Raw genomic sequence first — 16753 nt, 5'->3', positions numbered from 1 at the left:
GTGACTCTTTCACGTAAGAATCGTGTCCTCAAGGGCGGCACGCCCGCTTCCGCAAAGCTCCCGCCGTAGGATGAAACCCATGGGCAAAATCACATTTTCCGGGGGATGGTTCGGTCCTCGCAAGGCGGTACTCGTGCTGAGTGCCGTGGTCGTGTCCCTATCGGTGAACGCCTGCGGTGTCATCGCGGAAAATGATGACGGGAACCGCAGCAGCGCCACTTCCGCCCCGGCAAACGTGAGCCCAAGCCCAACCCGCACCCCCGCACCGAACCCCACCCCAGGTAAGGGGCCCGCCTGCCCGGAGTTACGCTGCACCTCCATCACGGTGACAGGCGACATGTTGGTCCATACGCAGCTCTGGCAACAAGCGAGAGCTGACGCTGCGGCAGCTGGTCAGCCCGGCTACACGTTCGTTCAGCTTCTCGAGGGGCAGCGTCGCTACATTCGTAACAGCGATCTCGCCATTTGCCACCAGGAAACTCCCGTTGCAACCCCGGAAGGGCCGTTCTCTGCCTATCCATCCTTCAACGTGCCACCGCAGATCATCACAGCATCCAAGGATGTCGGCTACCAGGCCTGCACCACGGCCAGCAACCACACCATTGATCGCGGTACTGAAGGTTTGCTCCGGACACTGGACGCGTTGGACGCGGCGGGCCTGAAGCACACGGGGTCCTACCGGACGGAAGCGGAGTCCAAAGAGATACTCATGCTCCAAACGGACGCTGCCAAGGTGGCGGTCATCATTGGAACGTATGGCCACAACGGGCAAATCCCTGAATACCCGTGGTTGGTTGACGAGCTGGACCCAATGGCCATGATCGCTAAGGCGAAACAGGCAAAGGCGTTGGGAGCCGACATTGTCCTGGGCGTCATGCACGCCGGTGACGAGTACGCCAGCGAAGCCAATGCCCAGCAGCAGGAAGTTGCGCACGCGTTGGTGGACAGCGGCCAGTTCACCATGATCTACGGGCACCACACCCACTCGGTGCTGCCGATCGAGAATTACAAAGGCACCTGGATCGTCTATGGGCTGGGCAACGGCGTCACCGAGCTGTCCCCGTGGTACGTCCTGAACAATGAGGGGCTTCTAGTCCGGGCACAGTTCAGCCAAAACGCAGCAGGTGTTTGGACTGCGTCGGATCTCGCCTGGGCCCCGTCAGTGATCGTTCGGGATCCCTATCGTTGGTGCTCCGTGGCCAGCGATGCACCACAGGGAGTCTGCGCTACACCCGCGGCCGATGCTGAGACCTACCAGCGGACCAAAGCGGTGGTTGAGTCCATGGGCGCAGCAACAGCAGGCGCGCACGAACTGCTGATCACCAAGGAAAAGTAGCGCCTACCGCGGCCGGCGTGCGGCGTGTTCGCGCGCAAGGCGGGCGTAACCGTCGTCGGGCGTTCCCGGCACGAACGTTCCGAACTTGCGTTCGGCTGCCATTCGGATCAGGAAGTCCGCAATGGCCGGATTCTTCGGGAGCAGTGAACCGTGCAGGTAGCTCGCTACGACGTTGTTGTAGCGGGCGCCTTCATGTCCGTCCTTGCTGTTGTTGCCGGCGCCTTTCGTGACGGTGCCGAGGGGCTCGACGCCGGGACCCAAAGTTGTCTGCCCGCTGTGGTTCTCGTAGCCCAGAATGTCGCCGAACTCGGCTGATTTCATGGTTACGTTGCCGATGAGTCGCTCGTCAGTACCGTGGGTTTCGACGTCAAGAATGCCGATGCCGGGAATGACGGGCCCGGTGCTGGTCTTGAAGAACTTGCCGAAAAGCTGGTACAGCCCACAAATCACCAACATGGGGGCACCTTCATCCGCGAGTTGCTTCAACTGCGTGGCACGCGCCTGGAGATCGTCCTGGATGACCAGTTGTCCACTGTCCTGCCCGCCTCCGCCCACAATGATGTCGACGTCGTCCGGGAACTCGTCACCCACGTTGTATTCGAGCAACTCGGGCGTATAACCGTGCCACTTGATGCGTTGCTTCAGTACCAGGGCGTTGCCCCAGTCGCCGTAGATGTTCATTTCCCGCGGGTAGAGCTGGAGGACGCGGATTGTTCCCTTGCTGGGCTGTGCGTCTGAGTGGGGCTGTGTTTCCGGGTGGGGCTGTGTTTCCGAGGTCATGAGACCACCTCAACTATGGTGATTTTGGCCAGTTCACGGCGAATGGCGAGCATGGAGGTGTAAGTGCAGAAGACGCGCTTGGGCTTGCCTCGCGAGCCGTCTATGAAAGTCCGCAGGGCAGCGGTGATGTCCGGTTCCACTGTTCCGAACGGCACATCGTCGTACTGGAGGCGGAGGGCCATGTCGTAGGCGCGGACGCCGGTGAGGACTTCCACGCCGTCTTCCCGCAGGGATTCGAACTCGACGTCCCAGAGCCAGGACATGTCCCTGCCGTCGGCGTAGTTGTCGTTGATGGCAATCATGGTGGCGTATCCGCCGGCGGGGAAGGACTTCAGTCCGAGTCGGAAACCGCTCGGGTTCTTCACAAGCACCAGCTCCAGGGGCTGGCCGTCCACCGTGAGGCTTTCGCCGCGGCCGAACGCGGGAGCAACTTTTCCCAAGGCCTTGACGAGTTTGGGCGTGTCCACCGGCCCGGTTCCCAGGATGGCGCGCGCCAGCGACAAAGCTGCCGCCGCATTGAAGATGTTGTAGACGCCACGCAGTTTCATCGATGTGGTGACGGTTTCGTCGTCGAACTCAAAGTCAGCGTCCTGGGCGCCTACCCGGCGGAGTACGACGTCGGCAGCCGGCAGTTCTACATCGTCACCGGTTTCCGCAGCAACAGAGGTGCCTGACGGGGATGGACCAATGCCTGTGCGCATTTCGTCGTCGTTGGGGAAAGTGCTGCGCAACGATTCGTCGAGTCCGAAGTACCGGATTTCGGGGTGGTGAACAGCGTCTAGGGTGTTGAGGGCGGCGGCAATCCGGGCAACGCGCGGGTCTTCCCGGTTGAGGACCACGGTGTCCGTCGTCTTGGAGGCGATGTGCTCCAGTAAGCGGGCGGTCTTGTCGATTTCTCCAAAGCGGTCCAGTTGGTCGCGCAGGACATTGAGCAGGAGGCTGAAGCGTGGCTCCACTTTGTTGACGAAGTGCACGGCGTGGGCTTCGTCGAGTTCCAGGATGGCGATGTCCGCATCGAGTCGTCCACGCCAATCCACATCGCCCAGGAGCGAAGCGGCCACACCTCGGGTGAAGTTGCTGCCGCTGCGGTTGGTGAAGACCTTTAAACCCTGGCTTTCAAGGAGTTCCACCACCATTTTGGTGGTGGTGGTTTTACCGTTGGTACCACTGACCACAGCTACGCCGAGGGGGAGCGACGCGAGCGTTCGCTGCATGAAGCCGGGGTCGATCTTCTCGACCACCAAGCCGGGAAAAGCTGACCCTCCGCCCCGGAGTCGGGACAGTGTGCGGACCAGCTTGCCGAGGGGAACGCTGAAGGAAAGCATGCTCTGTAATATATCCCAGTCGGAGCATGGAACCCTGACTGACGGCAGCGCCCGACGGCCGGACACAAGGTTACTGAGGGCTTGGGCCACTATGATGGACCAATGACCAACCCCCTTTCCGACGCTTCGTCACGCGTGGGTGCAGGACTCCGAATAGGCGTGCTGGCTCTCCAGGGCGACTTCCGCGAGCATATCCACGCTGTTGAGGCCGCTGGAGCCACCGGCGTGGGTATTCGCCGCCCGTCAGAGCTCGACAACATCGACGGCCTGATTATCCCCGGCGGCGAGTCCACCACCATAGACAAGCTTTCCCGGATCTTCGAAGTCCGTGACCCCCTTCAAAAGCGCATCGCGGAGGGCCTTCCCGTCTACGGTTCCTGCGCCGGTATGATCCTGCTGGCCAATGAAATTGCAGACCCGGCTACGGACCTTGACGGAAACCCCCAGCAGACTTTCGGCGGCCTGGATATTACGGTCCGCCGCAACGCTTTCGGACGACAACGCGAATCCTTCGAAACCGACCTCGATTTCAAGGGCTTGGATTTCAGTGCCGGTGAATCCGGTGTGGATCCCGTTCACGCGGTATTCATCCGCGGCCCCTGGGTGGAACGTGTTGGTCCGGGCGTGGAAGTCCTTGCCCAGGTTGATCCCGACCACGCCAGCCACACGGCTACTTTGCATGGAGTGGCTAGAATTGTTGCAGTGCGTTCCGGCCAACTGCTGGCCACCTCCTTCCACCCGGAAGTGACGGGAGAGAAACGCGTGCATGAACTCTTTATTCGAATGATCAGAGGAGAAGCGTAAAGCATGTCAGGCCACTCCAAATGGGCGACCACCAAGCACAAGAAAGCCATCATTGACGGCAGGCGTGCAAAGTCGTTCGCGAAACTGATCAAGAACATCGAAGTTGCTGCCCGCATGGGTGGACCGGACCTTGCCGGCAACCCGGGCCTTGAGCTCGCAGTCACGAAGGCAAAGAAGACTTCGGTACCCAACGACAACATCGACCGCGCCATCAAGCGTGGTGCGGGCCTCACCGGTGAAGTGGTGGACTACACCGAGATCATGTACGAAGCCCGCGGTCCCCAGGGTTCGGCGTTGTTGATTGAATGTCTGACCGACAACAAGAACCGTGCCGCTTCCGAGGTGCGACTGGCGATTTCGCGCAACGGCGGCACCATCGCCGATCCCGGTTCCGTGAGCTACCTCTTCGCCCGCAAGGGTGTTGTTGTCCTGCCCAAGAACGGCCTTAGCGAAGACGACATCCTGATGGCTGTCCTTGATGCCGGAGCCGAGGAAGTCAAGGACAGCGGTGAAAACTGGGAAATCCACTCCGAGCCCTCCGATCTCCAGGCCATCCGTGACGCCTTGAAGGAAGCCGGCATCGACTATGAAACTGACGAAGCCGAATTCGTTCCGTCCATGCAGGTCGACTTGGACGTTGACGGCGCCAAGAAGTTCATGAAGCTCGTGGATGCGCTGGAAGACCTGGACGATGTCCAGAACGTGTACAGCAATGCGGACCTCAGCGAGGAAGTGCAGGCTGCCCTCGACGCCGAGTAATCGGGTGGGCGCAGCGCATCAATTTTGACAACCAGCAGGCTTACAGCCATCAGGAAGGCCCGGACTTGACTCTTCGCGTATTGGGAGTCGATCCGGGCCTCACCCGTTGCGGCATCGGTGTGGTGGACATTGAGCGGAACCGCCGGGCAACCATGGTGGCCGTCGGAGTGGTGGGCACGTCCGCCGAGTTGACCTTGGACAAGCGTTTGCTGGTCATCGCCCAGGCAATCGACGAATGGTTGGACCTGCACAAGCCGGATGTCGTCGCCGTCGAACGTGTTTTCTCGCAAATGAACGTGAGCACGGTGATGGGCGTAGCCCAGGCTTCGGGCGTCGTCATCGTGGCGGCGGCACGCCGGGGTATCCCGGTCGCCATGCATACACCCTCCGAGGTGAAAGCCGCAGTTACCGGCAGCGGCACTGCCAACAAGGATGCGGTCACCAAATTGGTGACCAAGATTCTGCGTCTGGATGCTCCACCCAAGCCGGCTGATGCTGCCGACGCCCTGGCCCTGGCCCTCACCCACGCGTGGCGCGCAGGCAGTGGCATGGGCTCAGCCGGTGGTGCCAGCGGCAAGGCCGGACTTACTCCCGCGCAGAAAGCGTGGGCCGAAGCCGAAGCAAAAGCGCGCCGCAAACGGTGATTGTCGGCCGCTCTTGCTAGGGTATTCGTAGATATGTTCGGATAGTCCGCTTTGGCCGCAGTTTTCACGGTAACGGAGCAGGCAGTATTTCAGGAGCCGGGTCTTGATCAGTTTTCTCCGTGGAACCGTAGCCCACGTTGGTTTGTCCACCGCTGTTATCGACCTCAACGGTGCGGGAATGAGTGTCTTCGCCACACCGCAGACCTTGAGCCACCTCAAAACAGGAACCGAAGCCAAGCTTTTCACTTCCATGATCGTCCGTGAAGATTCACTCACGCTGTTCGGATTTGCCGACGACGACGAACGCGAAGTTTTCGACGTCCTGCTCAGTGTCAGCGGGGTTGGGCCCCGTTTGGCCTTGGCCGTCCTCGCCGTGCACGAACCGGAAGCCATCCGGGTGGCGGCTCACACTGGTGACAGCAAGGCATTCACCAAGGTGCCGGGCATCGGCCCCAAGGTGGCCGGCCGTATTGTCCTCGAGCTGGCCGGGAAGTTGGTTCCGCATGGAACCGGCACTGGTGCTGCTCCCGCCGCGGCCCCGAACGCAGAATGGAAGCCACAGGTAGTCGCAGCCATGACCAGTTTGGGATGGTCCGAGAAAGACGCCAACGGCAGTATCGACAAAGCAATGGCCGACTCGCCGGAACTCGTAGACGCAGGAAACGTGGCCCAAATACTTCGGGCTACGTTGCGCTGGCTTGGCCAGGACGGGGCGCGCGCCGGCAACCGTGTAGGCAGCCGTGGTTGAGCAGTCACTCGTCAACGGGGGAGAGGAACCGGAAGAGCGGGTCATTGAGGCTGCTCTCCGCCCCAAGAACCTGCACGACTTCGTAGGACAGCATCGGGTCCGCAAGCAACTTGCCCTGGTGCTTGAGGCTTCGAAGATGCGTGGCCGCAGCGCCGACCACGTGCTGATGTCCGGACCTCCCGGACTCGGTAAGACCACACTTGCCATGATCATTGCAGCGGAGATGAACGCGCCGTTGCGTATCAGCAGCGGACCGGCCATCCAGCATGCCGGGGATCTCGCTGCCATCCTTTCCTCGCTCTCGGAGGGCGAGGTCCTGTTCCTTGACGAAATACACCGCATGTCCAGGCCTGCAGAAGAAATGCTGTACATGGCCATGGAGGACTTCCGCGTGGACATCGTGGTGGGCAAGGGAGCAGGCGCAACTGCAATTCCCCTGGAGCTTCCGCCTTTCACCCTGGTAGGTGCCACCACCCGCGCGGGACTTCTTCCGGGGCCCTTGAGGGACCGATTCGGTTTCACCGGGCATCTCGAGTTTTATTCGGTGGCCGAACTCGAACTCGTCCTCCGCCGTTCTGCCGGGCTTCTGGACCTGAAGGTAAACTCCGCGGGTTTCACCGAGATCGCAGGTCGCTCCCGGGGAACGCCGCGTATAGCCAACCGGCTGCTGCGCCGTGTCCGTGACTGGGCGCTTGTTCATGGCATCGATCAAATCGATGCCCGTTCGGCGTCAGCTGCCTTGGATATGTACGAAGTAGACGAGCGTGGCTTGGACAGGCTGGACAGATCCGTCCTGGAAGCCCTCATCACCAAGTTCAACGGTGGCCCTGTTGGCTTGTCCACGTTGGCCATTGCCGTCGGTGAAGAACCGGAAACGGTGGAGACCGTTGCTGAACCGTTCCTGGTACGCGAGGGACTTCTGGGACGTACTCCGCGGGGTCGAATTGCGATGGCGTCGGCTTGGACCCACCTTGGTTACGCCGTACCGGCCGGAGTCTTTGGTCAAGAGACCCTCGCCTTGTTCGGTGAGGACGAAAACCACGCCGAAAGCATAGATACAGTCGGTTAACACGCTCTGTTCAGCTTTTCCCACTAGACTGGTATGACGCTCGGCACGTTCGAGTCCTTGATCCATGCCCGCTATGCGGATCTGCCAGGGACGTTGCCGTGAACCAAAACGTAAGTACAGAACGGAACTTCCCTGTGGATCCAATGACCATATTGCTGTTCGTCATGCTTGGACTCTTTGTCTTCATGATGTTCCGCCGCAACAAGAAGACCCAGCAGCAGCAGGCTGAAATGCAGTCCAAGTTCGCTCCTGGTGTCGACGTCATGACCAGCTTCGGTCTCTTTGGCCGCATCGTGTCCATCGACGAAGCCGAGAACAAGGTCGTCATCGAACTTTCCCCGGGTAACCAGGCCACGGTTCACCGCCAGGCAGTCACCAAGGTGGTCGAAACCACCCCCGAGGAAGCACCGGTTGTCCCGGATGACGCTTCTTCCCTGACCGCCGCGGAGGCTGAGGCTCCTGCCGCCGTCGAGACACCGGAAGAAACCATCGCACGCCTCAACAAAGAGGACAAGAAGGACAACTAGCACCGTCAGTCGCGGCGACACCGCGCAAGGCAACTTCTACGGCAGCGGAGAGCCGCCGGCAGACGCTCACCAGCGTCGGCCGGCGGCTGTCCGGCGATAACAGGAAGATCGATAATGGCACGGACCGGCCCCAAAAACTCAGCCCGCAGGGTGCTGACCTGGCTTGGAGCAATTTTCGTTGTATTAACCGCTGTCCTTGCTGGCGGAGTGGTGACTGGCAATGCCAGTTGGGCTCCCAAGCTTGCTCTGGACCTTGAAGGCGGAACCCAGATGATCCTGGCACCCCGCGTGGAGGGTTCCAGCGAGATCAATGAGGAGCAACTCAACCAGGCAGTCGCCATCATCCGGCAGCGAGTGGATGGCTCCGGTGTTGCTGAAGCCGAAATCAGCACGCAGTCCGGCCGCAACGTGGTGGTCAGCCTTCCGGGAACACCATCGAAGGAAACCCGCGACCTGATCCAGGCTTCGGCCGACATGAACTTCCGTCCGGTCATCACCTATGGCGACCCGGCAGCTATACCGGCCGAGCAGCGCACTCCTGAGGACCAGCTGAACAAGCCGACGGCGGAGCCGGCCAACGCGAGTGATGTCAACTGGATCACCCCGGAAGTCCAGAAGGAATTTGAAGCGCTCGACTGTGTTAATCCGTCACCGGAAAAGCGCGACCGGTCGGATCCTGCCAAACCGCTGGTAACCTGCGAGGCGGCCACTGCCACGACTCCGGCAATCAAGTACATCCTCGGGCCCGTTGAGGTCAAGGGCCAGGACATCAGCGATTCCACCTTTACCCAGGTGCAGGGTGCCCAGGGCTCCGTGACGAATTCCTGGGGCGTCAACATTGTCTTCAACTCGGATGCAACGGCAAAGTTCAAAGCCGTAACCGAACGCCTCAACCAGTTCTATGCTGCAGCGCAGACCCAGGGTACTGACGATCCCAAGTCACAGTTCGCCATTGTCCTGGACGACAAGGTACTTTCAGCCCCGCGAGCCCTGGCTGTCATCACCGATGGCAAGCCGCAGATCACGGGTAACTTCACCCAGGCGTCTGCGAAGGCTTTGTCTGACCAGTTGCGCTACGGCGCGCTGCCCATCAGCTTCGAGATCCAATCACAAGAGCAGATTTCGGCCACCCTCGGTGGCGACCAACTTCGCCTCGGCTTGCTGGCAGGCATGATCGGTCTGTTGCTGGTGGTTGTGTACTCCCTGTTCCAGTACCGCGCTTTGGGCCTTGTCACCATCGCGTCCCTTGTGGTGGCTGGTGTGCTGACCTATCTCGCCATTGCCATCCTTGGGTGGACGGAAAACTATCGTCTCTCCCTGGCAGGTGTGGCGGGCCTGATCGTGGCCATTGGCCAGACTGCTGACTCGTTTATCGTCTACTTCGAACGCATCAGGGATGAGCTGCGCGAGGGCCGTGGCCTGGTGTCCGCCGTCGAGAATGGTTGGAAGCGGGCCAAGCGCACCGTGCTGGCTTCCAAGGCCGTCAACCTCCTTGCCGCTCTGGTCCTCTATTTCGTAGCTGTCGGCAACGTACGTGGCTTTGCCTTCACCCTCGGCCTGACGGCCCTGGCTGACCTCCTGGTGGTGTTCATGTTTACGCACCCCATGCTGCAGGTCCTTGCCCGCACCAAGTTCTTTGGCGAAGGGCACCGTTTCTCAGGGCTTTCCCCGGACCGTCTCGGCGCAGTTCCCCTTTACCGGGGCGCGGGCCGCCTCCGTACGCCTGAGGAAAAGCCTGCCGTGGTTCGCGCACGCAACACCGGCGCGGCAGCCGAAGCCGAACGACGCATGACCATTGCCGAGAGGCGCCTTGCCGAGAAGGGCCAGCTCACTGGTACTTCCAACGGCACCAAGGAGGAGAAGTAATGACCACGAGCTTCGCAACCTTCGGCCACGAGCTATACACGGGCAAGCGCTCGTACAACTTCGTCAATTCCAAGAAAATCTGGTTCATCATTGCGGCGGTCGCCGTGGCACTCTCCATCCTGATTCCGGTGGTCAAGGGCGGTTTCAACCTTGGAATCGAATTCCGTGGCGGCTCCGAGTTCACTGTTTCAAATGTCAGCACCACTGATGCAAGCCTGGGCGAAAAGGCCGTCCACGACATCGTGCCCGATGCCATTCCCCGCGTTGCCAACGTGGCAGGCAACACCATGCGGATCCAAACGGATCAGCTGACCGATGACGAGACGAACCGGATCAAGGATGGCCTCACCAGCGCCTACGGCGTGACGGAAAACGAAGTGACATCCAACTTCGTGGGCCCAACCTGGGGTCAGGATGTCACTCGCCAGGCCCTCATCGGCCTGGTGGTCTTTGTTGCCTTGGCCGCTGTCCTGATGGCGCTGTACTTCAGGACCTGGAAGATGTCCTTGTCGGCACTCGTCGGCATGCTGGTCACCATGTTCACCACGGCGGGCGTCTACGCCCTGAGCGACTTCGAAGTGACGCCTTCGGCGATCATCGGCTTCCTGACGGTCCTCAGCTACTCGTTGTATGACACCGTGGTGGTCTTCGACAAGATCCGTGAGAACACCTCGGACATCTCCACCTCCACCCGCCGGACGTTCAGTGAAGAGGTCAACCTGGCCGTCAACCAAACCTTGGTCCGCTCCATCAACACCATGATGGTGGCCGTCCTCCCGGTGGCGGCAATCCTCTTCATTGGTGCCGGGCTTCTGGGCGCGGGCACCCTGCGCGATCTTTCCCTGGCGTTGTTCGTGGGTATCCTCATTGGTACCGCGGCCACGATCTTCATTGCGGCACCGCTGTACGCGTGGCTCCGCCAGAGCGAGCCCGACCTCGTCAAGCAAGCCAAGAAGGTTGCCCACCGCAGGACTGAAGCCACAGTCTAGGGGTTTTCAGTACCGTTGTTTGGCCGGGAGCCGGCCTCCGCATGACTGCGGAGGCCGGCTCTTTGACTTGCCTGCGTCATCGTCATGTGCTGCCCGGTTGCAGAAGCATTCACCTGCGGGAATAGACTGGGAGAATTAAATCGGTTGTGAGGGGTACTTCTGTGGAAGAACGTGCGACGTCGGCACCACCGGCGGGCGGGAATGACGGCCGCAAGACTGTGGCAGTTCCGGCAACGAGTGTGCCCGGACGGACTGCAGCTGCGGTTCCGGTCGATGCTCCCGGCGCGCGTCCCACCTTCCCGGGACGGCGGGAGCGTACGCGTTCCCGGCTTGCCCGCCTGACGGGACGGGGAATCGCTCCGTACTCGCCGATCCTGGAGCCACTGCTGCGGACGGTCCGGGCGAACAATCCTAAAGAGGACTTCGACCTGATCCAACGCGCCTTCGCAGTGGCAGAGCAGAGCCACCAGGGTCAGAAGCGCAAGAGCGGTGATCCGTACATCACCCATCCGGTGGCCGTGGCCACCATCCTGGCTGAACTCGGCATGACCGGGACTACTCTGGCAGCAGCGTTGCTTCACGACACAGTAGAGGACACCCCCTACACACTGGCTGACCTTACGCGGGACTTCGGACCCGAAGTTGCCATGTTGGTGGATGGCGTCACCAAGCTGGATAAAGTCAGTTTTGGCGAGGCTGCGCAGTCGGAAACCGTTCGCAAGATGGTGGTCGCGATGGCCAAGGACATCCGTGTCCTGATGATCAAGCTTGCAGACCGCCTCCACAATGCGCGCACTTGGCGGTTCGTTTCCGCGGAGTCTTCATCGCGCAAAGCCCGTGAGACCCTGGAGATCTTCGCACCCCTGGCTCATCGCCTGGGTATGAACACCATCAAGTGGGAGCTGGAAGATCTCTCCTTCGCTGCGCTGTATCCCAAGGTGTACGAGGAAATCGTGCGCATGGTGGGCGACCGCACACCGGAGCGGGAAAAGAGCCTCAGCGTCATCCGCAACCAGATAGCGGATGACCTTCGAACGGCACGAATCAAGGCGACCATCACTGGCCGGCCCAAGCACTACTACTCGATTTATCAGAAGATGATCGTCCGGGACAAAGACTTCGACGACATCAACGACCTCATGGGCGTGCGTGTCCTGGTTGATTCGGTTCGTGATTGCTACGCCGCCTTGGGGACGCTGCATTCGCGGTGGAACCCCCTCCCGGGCCGGTTCAAGGACTACATCGCGATGCCCAAGTTCAACATGTACCAATCACTGCATACGACGGTGATTGGCCCGGGTGGCAAGCCTGTGGAAATCCAGATCCGCACCCACGAGATGCACCGCCGTGCAGAATACGGTGTGGCAGCCCACTGGAAGTACAAGGACCAGCCCAACCGCACCGCGCAAGGCCCGGGCAGCCCTCGTGACGGCGACATGGGCTGGCTGCGGTCGCTGGTGGACTGGCAGCAGGAGACGTCGGATCCCGGAGAATTCCTGGATTCGCTCCGCTACGAGATCAACGCCCGGGAAGTGTTTGTTTTCACGCCAAAGGGTGAGGTCATGGCCCTTCCGGCCGGATCAACCCCTGTGGACTTCGCCTACGCCGTGCACACGGAGGTGGGCCACCGAACCATTGGTGCCCGCGTCAATGGCAAATTGGTTCCGCTCAACAGCGAGCTGAACCATGGCGACTGGGTAGAGATCTTCACCTCCAAGGCGGAAGGCGCCGGGCCCAGCCAGGACTGGCAGCACTTCGTCAAGTCGGCGCGGGCACGCAATAAGATCCGCCAATGGTTCACCAAGGAACGCCGCGAAGAAGCCATTGAACGCGGCAAGGACATGCTGACGCGGGCGATGCGGAAGCAGAACCTGCCCTTGCAACGCCTGATGACGCACGACGCTTTGTCCGCGGTGGCGGAGGACTTCCACTATGTAGACATCTCCGGGCTGTATGCGGGCGTTGGCGACGGGCACACCTCGGCCCAGTCCGTCATGGAAAAGCTCGTGGAGCACTTGGGTGGTCATGAAACACCCGACGAAGACCTCGATGAAGTCAGTATTCCTACCCAGGTTGCGAAGTCGAAGTTCTCGGATTCGGGCGTCATCGTGCGCGGCGTGGGTGATGTGTGGGTCAAGCTGGCCCGGTGTTGCACCCCGGTACCACCGGACCCCATCCTGGGCTTCGTAACGCGTGGATCAGGAGTTTCTGTCCACCGGACTGACTGCACCAATGTCTCGGGTCTTCGTGACCAGCCGGACAGAATTGTTGAAGTTGAGTGGGCACCCACCCAGTCGAGCGTGTTCCTGGTGGAGATTCAGGTGGAAGCTTTGGACAGGAAGTCCCTGCTGTCCGACGTGACCCGTATCTTGTCCGAGAACCATGTGAACATCCTGGCCGCGTCGGTTCATACGTCGAGTGACAGAGTGGCGATCTCGAAGTTTGCCTTCGAAATGGGCGATCCGAAGTACCTGCATCACGTCTTGAACGCGGTTCGCCGCATTGATGGCGTTTTTGACGTGTATCGCACCACGGGGAACCGCCGTCGCAGCTAGCCCGGATCTGAGGAAGCCAGCTGGCCCAGTGTTGCCAAGGCACGCTTCTTATGTGGCACTCGGGGAGCCGTCTCGACGGCCAGGGTGAGCAGCCGCAGCCTGATGCCAAGCTCCTCGCGTTCAAGAAGGCGCTTCAACGCCGGCAGCGCGCGATCGGGTTCGACGTGGAGGGCGATGTCCGCCGCGGTACGTAGTGGGCTGCTGACCAGCATTCCTCCGAGACTGACCACGTCCATCTGACCCAGCCGAACCTCATGGAGACTACATTGTGTGGTTCCCCGCAGGCTGGATATGCGATGTTTTGCATCGACCAGTAGTGACAGGTGCTCGGGCGGATTGGCGCAACCGTAGATCCATGCTGCCGTGAGCCGGCCGGCCACAACCTTGGTTCGGATTCTTTCCGGGACTGTGAGCGCCGCTGCACGGGCTCTGAGGCGGTGAGTGACAGCAACACCAGGGGAGGCGTAACTCTTCCCGTACAGGGGCAGCAGGATGCCGTCGAACGCCATACTTTGCAGTTCGTTCCACGTAAAGATGCGGCTGGGGGAGTAGAGCTCGGAGATGACCGGCTCCAGTAAATGCGGGGCGTTGACAGCGGGGACCATTCATCGATCATTCCGTGCGGCCACCCTACGAGTACAGGCTCCGTCCCGGTTATGTGGATAACCGGAACGGAGCCTGCAGGAAGGATTTTGGCCCGGAGTCCTCTAGGCGAGGTCGCTTGCCGAGCGCTGGATCTGGTCAAGCCATGCCTGGCGAGCTTCCAGAGCCTCTCGGGCGGCCTTGATACGGCGCTGGTCGCCGGCCTTCTCGGCCTTCTCCAGATCGTCTTTGAGGCCTGCAATAGCCGATTCAAGCTGTGACAAGGCGCTGTTGGTGCGGGCCTTGGTTTCCGGGTTGCTCCGGCGCCACTTTTCTTCCTCGGCTTCACGGACCGCATCTTCGACCTTGCGAAGCCCGGCCTCAATCCGCCCCATGTCGGCGCGGGGAACCTTGCCGGCATCTTCCCAGCGGTCCCTGATGGACTGCAGGGCCTTCTTGGCGGCGTTGAGATCGTTGATGGGCAGGAGCGCCTGCGCCTCAGCCACCAACTGTTCCTTGACGGCCAGGTTCGCAGTGTATTCCTGGTCGATTTGCTCGTTGGCGGCCTGGCGGTTGCTGAAGAAGACGTCCTGGGCGGCGCGGAACCGGCCCCAGAGAGCGTCATCGTCCTTGCGGCTTGCACGCGGAGTGGTCTTCCACTGGTCCATCAGCCTGCGGTACTCGCCGGCCGCGAACCCCCAGTCGGTAGACATTGAAAGCGCCTCGGCCTCCGCGATCAAGGCCTCCTTGGCTGACTTTGCCGCGGAGTTATTGCTGTCAAGCTGCGAGAAGTATGCGCGGCGGTGACGATCAAATACAGTGCGTGCCGAGCGGAAGCGCTTCCACAGTGCATCTTCGTTACTACGGCCAAGCCTGACCCCGCTCTTTTGTGCGGCTTTCCAGGTTTCAAACAACTCGTTCATGCGTGCGCTTGAAGTCTTCCACTGAATCTGCGCAGGATCTTGGCCGGCAATGGTCTCAGCTTCGGCAACAATTGCTTCGCGCGCGGCGAGTTCGTTGGCGCGCACCGCCTCGTGGGCAGCCTTCTCGGACTTCTCGAGTTCTACGATCTGGGCTGACAGGGCGTCCAAGCGGGCCTCAGCAGCACGGATGTCACCCACCATGTTGCGTTCCGCAAGTTGCTCGCGCAAATGAGTGACCGTCTTCTGCATGTCCGTGGCAGGAGCCTTGGACTCCACGCGGTGTTCCAGGAGAACCACCTGCGCGATGATGTCGTCGAACTTACGGGCAAAGTAGCCAAGTGCTTCGTCGGTGCTGACACCCGGGTACTGACCGACAGGGATTTCCTCACCATCCAGCGTCAGGAAGACGTGGCCATCACCTTCAGCCCGTCCCCATTTGGCTGCCTCGGCCAGTGAGGCAGCGGAGACCGCCGGGGCGGCAGGTACGACGGCGGCAGGAGCCTTGGGCCGGGCCGCGAAGGCCGCGGGGGACGGCGCCGCGGAAGGCGTCGGACGTGGAGCGGCAGGGGCTGCGGGTTCTGCGTCCGGCGCCTCTTCCGGTGTTTCCGCGGCAGCCGGAGCAGTTTCCGCGGCTGGGGCGGCCTCCACCGGAGCTGATTCGGCAGCCGGAGTTGCTTCGTTGGCTGGAGTGGGCTCCGCCGGAGCTGGTGCCTCGGTACCGTTGGTGCCGGTTGCCTCGACTGTGTCTTGGTTGGCCACTACTGCTGTTTCGTCGGATTTCTGACTGTCTGTCACCGCTAAAAGTCTTTCGCTTGGAGGGAACTGCTCAGGTAATGCACCGCAGGCCGGGCCTGGAGCTGGTTACTTCAGAGAAAACGAGTCTATCGTGACAGGTGCCACAGGGGCGCCGTCGGTGGCGTTTTCACCGGGCTTAAGGCCTGCTGCGGCGATCTTGGTGACCACGTCCAGGCCGCTGGTCACCTTGCCGACCACGGTGTATCCGCCTGCGGTATCAGCCGGAATGGTGGTGTCCTTGTAGACGATGAAGAATTGGTGGCCGTTTCCATAGGCATCGTTGCCGGTGCGGGCAACGGCAATCGTCCCTGCAGGGTACTTGTTGTCTGCGGGGGTATTTTCCAGTGGCCCCCACCGATAATTTGCGTCGTCTGCGCCGTCTTCGGATTTGGCTCCGCATTGGAGGAGGCCAAACGTTTCGGACGTTGTCAGCCGGTGGCAGAACGCTCCGTTGTAGTAGCTGGCGTCGCTCAGGGACTTGAACACGGCAGCAGCTTGCGGAGCGGCGGTTCCGTTGAGTTCCAAACCGACAACACCGCTGTTCAACGCCAGCTCGCCGGTGAAGGTCTTTCCGGCAGCCGTATCAGGGCTGGGAATGTCGGCGCTGTTGGAAGCGGACGGGGAAGCGGAGGGCGAACTGAGCCCGGCCTCCGCGGCGGCGAACTCAGCCTCGGTGGGGTTGGAACTGAAGGCGGTCAGTTGCAGCACTACGGCCAGAACCACTGCAACGCCAGCTGCACTCACGGCGATGGTGTTGTCACGTTTGCGTCGTTTGCCCTGTTCCTGCCGCAGGGCACGCTTCGCTTCCATCTGCCTGATGCGCCGTTTCGCTTCGCGGTCATCCCGCGACCTTGTTGCCAAGAGTCCTCCTGATTGTGTCCACTTTGGGTGGCTGCCGACAGGAACCGGGCATGCTGCATTAGATGTGCACGCGCGGAAAGCATAAACTGGCTGCCGCACATAGTTTATGCATGACCGGCTGGACGCCCGCCCTGTAAACGCCGAAAGGGCGTTTAAAGCTGCGGTGCAAAGCCAGTTTCAGCTTACTTCG

At 61.1% G+C, this 16753-nt stretch carries 15 protein-coding genes; 10 read left to right on the top strand and 5 right to left on the bottom strand.

The features are described from left to right. Nucleotides 1-70 precede the first annotated feature (70 nt). Complete coding sequence (locus ACNAOT_RS12300) at nt 71-1336, top strand: CapA family protein (RefSeq protein ID WP_420178222.1); 1266 nt, start codon at nt 71-73, stop codon at nt 1334-1336. Nucleotides 1337-1339: 3 nt separating this feature from the next. On the opposite strand, the gene ACNAOT_RS12295 is transcribed toward ACNAOT_RS12300, so the two are convergent. Further along, nucleotides 1340-2116, bottom strand: a complete 777-nt coding sequence (locus ACNAOT_RS12295) for a type 1 glutamine amidotransferase (protein ID WP_420178221.1) — start codon at nt 2114-2116, stop codon at nt 1340-1342. Further along, entirely contained in the window at nt 2113-3441 is a 1329-nt protein-coding gene (locus ACNAOT_RS12290; protein WP_420178220.1) for a MurT ligase domain-containing protein, read from the bottom strand. Before ACNAOT_RS12290 ends, ACNAOT_RS12295 begins: the two co-directional genes overlap by 4 nt. Nucleotides 3442-3543: 102 nt before the next feature. On the opposite strand from ACNAOT_RS12290, the gene pdxT reads away from it, so the two are divergent. From pdxT to ACNAOT_RS12245, 9 genes are all read left to right on the top strand, one after another. Next, nucleotides 3544-4245 carry a pyridoxal 5'-phosphate synthase glutaminase subunit PdxT gene (gene pdxT, locus ACNAOT_RS12285; protein WP_420178219.1) on the top strand — a complete coding sequence of 234 codons (702 nt, stop codon included), beginning with the start codon at nt 3544-3546 and terminating at the stop codon, nt 4243-4245. A gap of 3 nt (nt 4246-4248) precedes the next feature. Beyond that, nucleotides 4249-5004 carry a YebC/PmpR family DNA-binding transcriptional regulator gene (locus ACNAOT_RS12280; RefSeq protein WP_091467853.1) on the top strand — a complete coding sequence of 252 codons (756 nt, stop codon included), beginning with the start codon at nt 4249-4251 and terminating at the stop codon, nt 5002-5004. Nucleotides 5005-5069: 65 nt separating this feature from the next. Then, a complete protein-coding gene (gene ruvC, locus ACNAOT_RS12275) occupies nt 5070-5648 on the top strand; it encodes a crossover junction endodeoxyribonuclease RuvC (RefSeq protein WP_420178218.1) in 579 nt (192 codons plus the stop codon). A 103-nt stretch (nt 5649-5751) separates the two neighbouring features. After that, nucleotides 5752-6396: a Holliday junction branch migration protein RuvA gene (gene ruvA / locus ACNAOT_RS12270; RefSeq protein WP_091467851.1), complete on the top strand. Its 645-nt coding sequence runs from the start codon at nt 5752-5754 to the stop codon at nt 6394-6396. Beyond that, nucleotides 6389-7465 carry a Holliday junction branch migration DNA helicase RuvB gene (ruvB, locus tag ACNAOT_RS12265; protein ID WP_420178217.1) on the top strand — a complete coding sequence of 359 codons (1077 nt, stop codon included), beginning with the start codon at nt 6389-6391 and terminating at the stop codon, nt 7463-7465. Before ruvA ends, ruvB begins: the two co-directional genes overlap by 8 nt. Nucleotides 7466-7608: 143 nt before the next feature. Continuing rightward, nucleotides 7609-7992, top strand: a complete 384-nt coding sequence (gene yajC, locus ACNAOT_RS12260) for a preprotein translocase subunit YajC (RefSeq protein ID WP_402936167.1) — start codon at nt 7609-7611, stop codon at nt 7990-7992. Nucleotides 7993-8106: 114 nt separating this feature from the next. Continuing rightward, on the top strand, nt 8107-9858 hold the full coding sequence (gene secD, locus ACNAOT_RS12255) for a protein translocase subunit SecD (protein ID WP_091467847.1): 1752 nt from the start codon (nt 8107-8109) through the stop codon (nt 9856-9858). Further along, on the top strand, nt 9858-10847 hold the full coding sequence (secF, locus tag ACNAOT_RS12250; protein WP_178992610.1) for a protein translocase subunit SecF: 990 nt from the start codon (nt 9858-9860) through the stop codon (nt 10845-10847). Before secD ends, secF begins: the two co-directional genes overlap by 1 nt. Before the next feature lie 161 nt (nt 10848-11008). Then, the gene (locus ACNAOT_RS12245; protein ID WP_420178216.1) at nt 11009-13402 is read left to right on the top strand and encodes a RelA/SpoT family protein; all 2394 of its coding nucleotides are present in this window, start codon (nt 11009-11011) and stop codon (nt 13400-13402) included. On the opposite strand, the gene ACNAOT_RS12240 is transcribed toward ACNAOT_RS12245, so the two are convergent. From ACNAOT_RS12240 to ACNAOT_RS12230, 3 genes are all read right to left on the bottom strand, one after another. After that, nucleotides 13399-14007: a hypothetical protein gene (locus ACNAOT_RS12240; RefSeq protein WP_179016515.1), complete on the bottom strand. Its 609-nt coding sequence runs from the start codon at nt 14005-14007 to the stop codon at nt 13399-13401. The two genes, ACNAOT_RS12245 and ACNAOT_RS12240, sit on opposite strands and share 4 nt — an antisense overlap. A 102-nt stretch (nt 14008-14109) precedes the next feature. Continuing rightward, nucleotides 14110-15702 (bottom strand): DUF349 domain-containing protein, encoded by a 1593-nt coding sequence (locus ACNAOT_RS12235; RefSeq protein ID WP_420178215.1) that lies wholly within the window; start codon nt 15700-15702, stop codon nt 14110-14112. 66 nt (nt 15703-15768) lie between these two features. Next, on the bottom strand, nt 15769-16563 hold the full coding sequence (locus ACNAOT_RS12230; protein WP_420178214.1) for a peptidylprolyl isomerase: 795 nt from the start codon (nt 16561-16563) through the stop codon (nt 15769-15771). Nucleotides 16564-16753: the final 190 nt, after the last annotated feature.

The sequence above is a fragment of the Paenarthrobacter sp. TA1.8 genome (genome assembly GCF_048595705.1).
Taxonomy (GTDB): Bacteria; Actinomycetota; Actinomycetes; order Actinomycetales; family Micrococcaceae; genus Arthrobacter; species Arthrobacter nitroguajacolicus.
The sequence above is the reverse complement of the archived record's forward strand: the minus strand, read 5'-3'. Positions and strand labels throughout refer to the sequence as shown.

Excerpts from the sequence above, each read along its gene's own strand:
- ACNAOT_RS12240 (WP_179016515.1), bottom strand. The coding sequence starts at position 14,007 with ATGGTCCCCGCTGTCAACGCCCCGCATTTACTGGAGCCGGTCATCTCC.
- ACNAOT_RS12295 (WP_420178221.1), bottom strand. The coding sequence starts at position 2,116 with ATGACCTCGGAAACACAGCCCCACCCGGAAACACAGCCCCACTCAGAC.
- ACNAOT_RS12280 (WP_091467853.1), top strand. The coding sequence starts at position 4,249 with ATGTCAGGCCACTCCAAATGGGCGACCACCAAGCACAAGAAAGCCATC.
- secD (WP_091467847.1), top strand. The coding sequence starts at position 8,107 with ATGGCACGGACCGGCCCCAAAAACTCAGCCCGCAGGGTGCTGACCTGG.
- ACNAOT_RS12300 (WP_420178222.1), top strand. The coding sequence starts at position 71 with ATGAAACCCATGGGCAAAATCACATTTTCCGGGGGATGGTTCGGTCCT.
- ACNAOT_RS12290 (WP_420178220.1), bottom strand. The coding sequence starts at position 3,441 with ATGCTTTCCTTCAGCGTTCCCCTCGGCAAGCTGGTCCGCACACTGTCC.
- yajC (WP_402936167.1), top strand. The coding sequence starts at position 7,609 with ATGACCATATTGCTGTTCGTCATGCTTGGACTCTTTGTCTTCATGATG.
- secF (WP_178992610.1), top strand. The coding sequence starts at position 9,858 with ATGACCACGAGCTTCGCAACCTTCGGCCACGAGCTATACACGGGCAAG.
- pdxT (WP_420178219.1), top strand. The coding sequence starts at position 3,544 with ATGACCAACCCCCTTTCCGACGCTTCGTCACGCGTGGGTGCAGGACTC.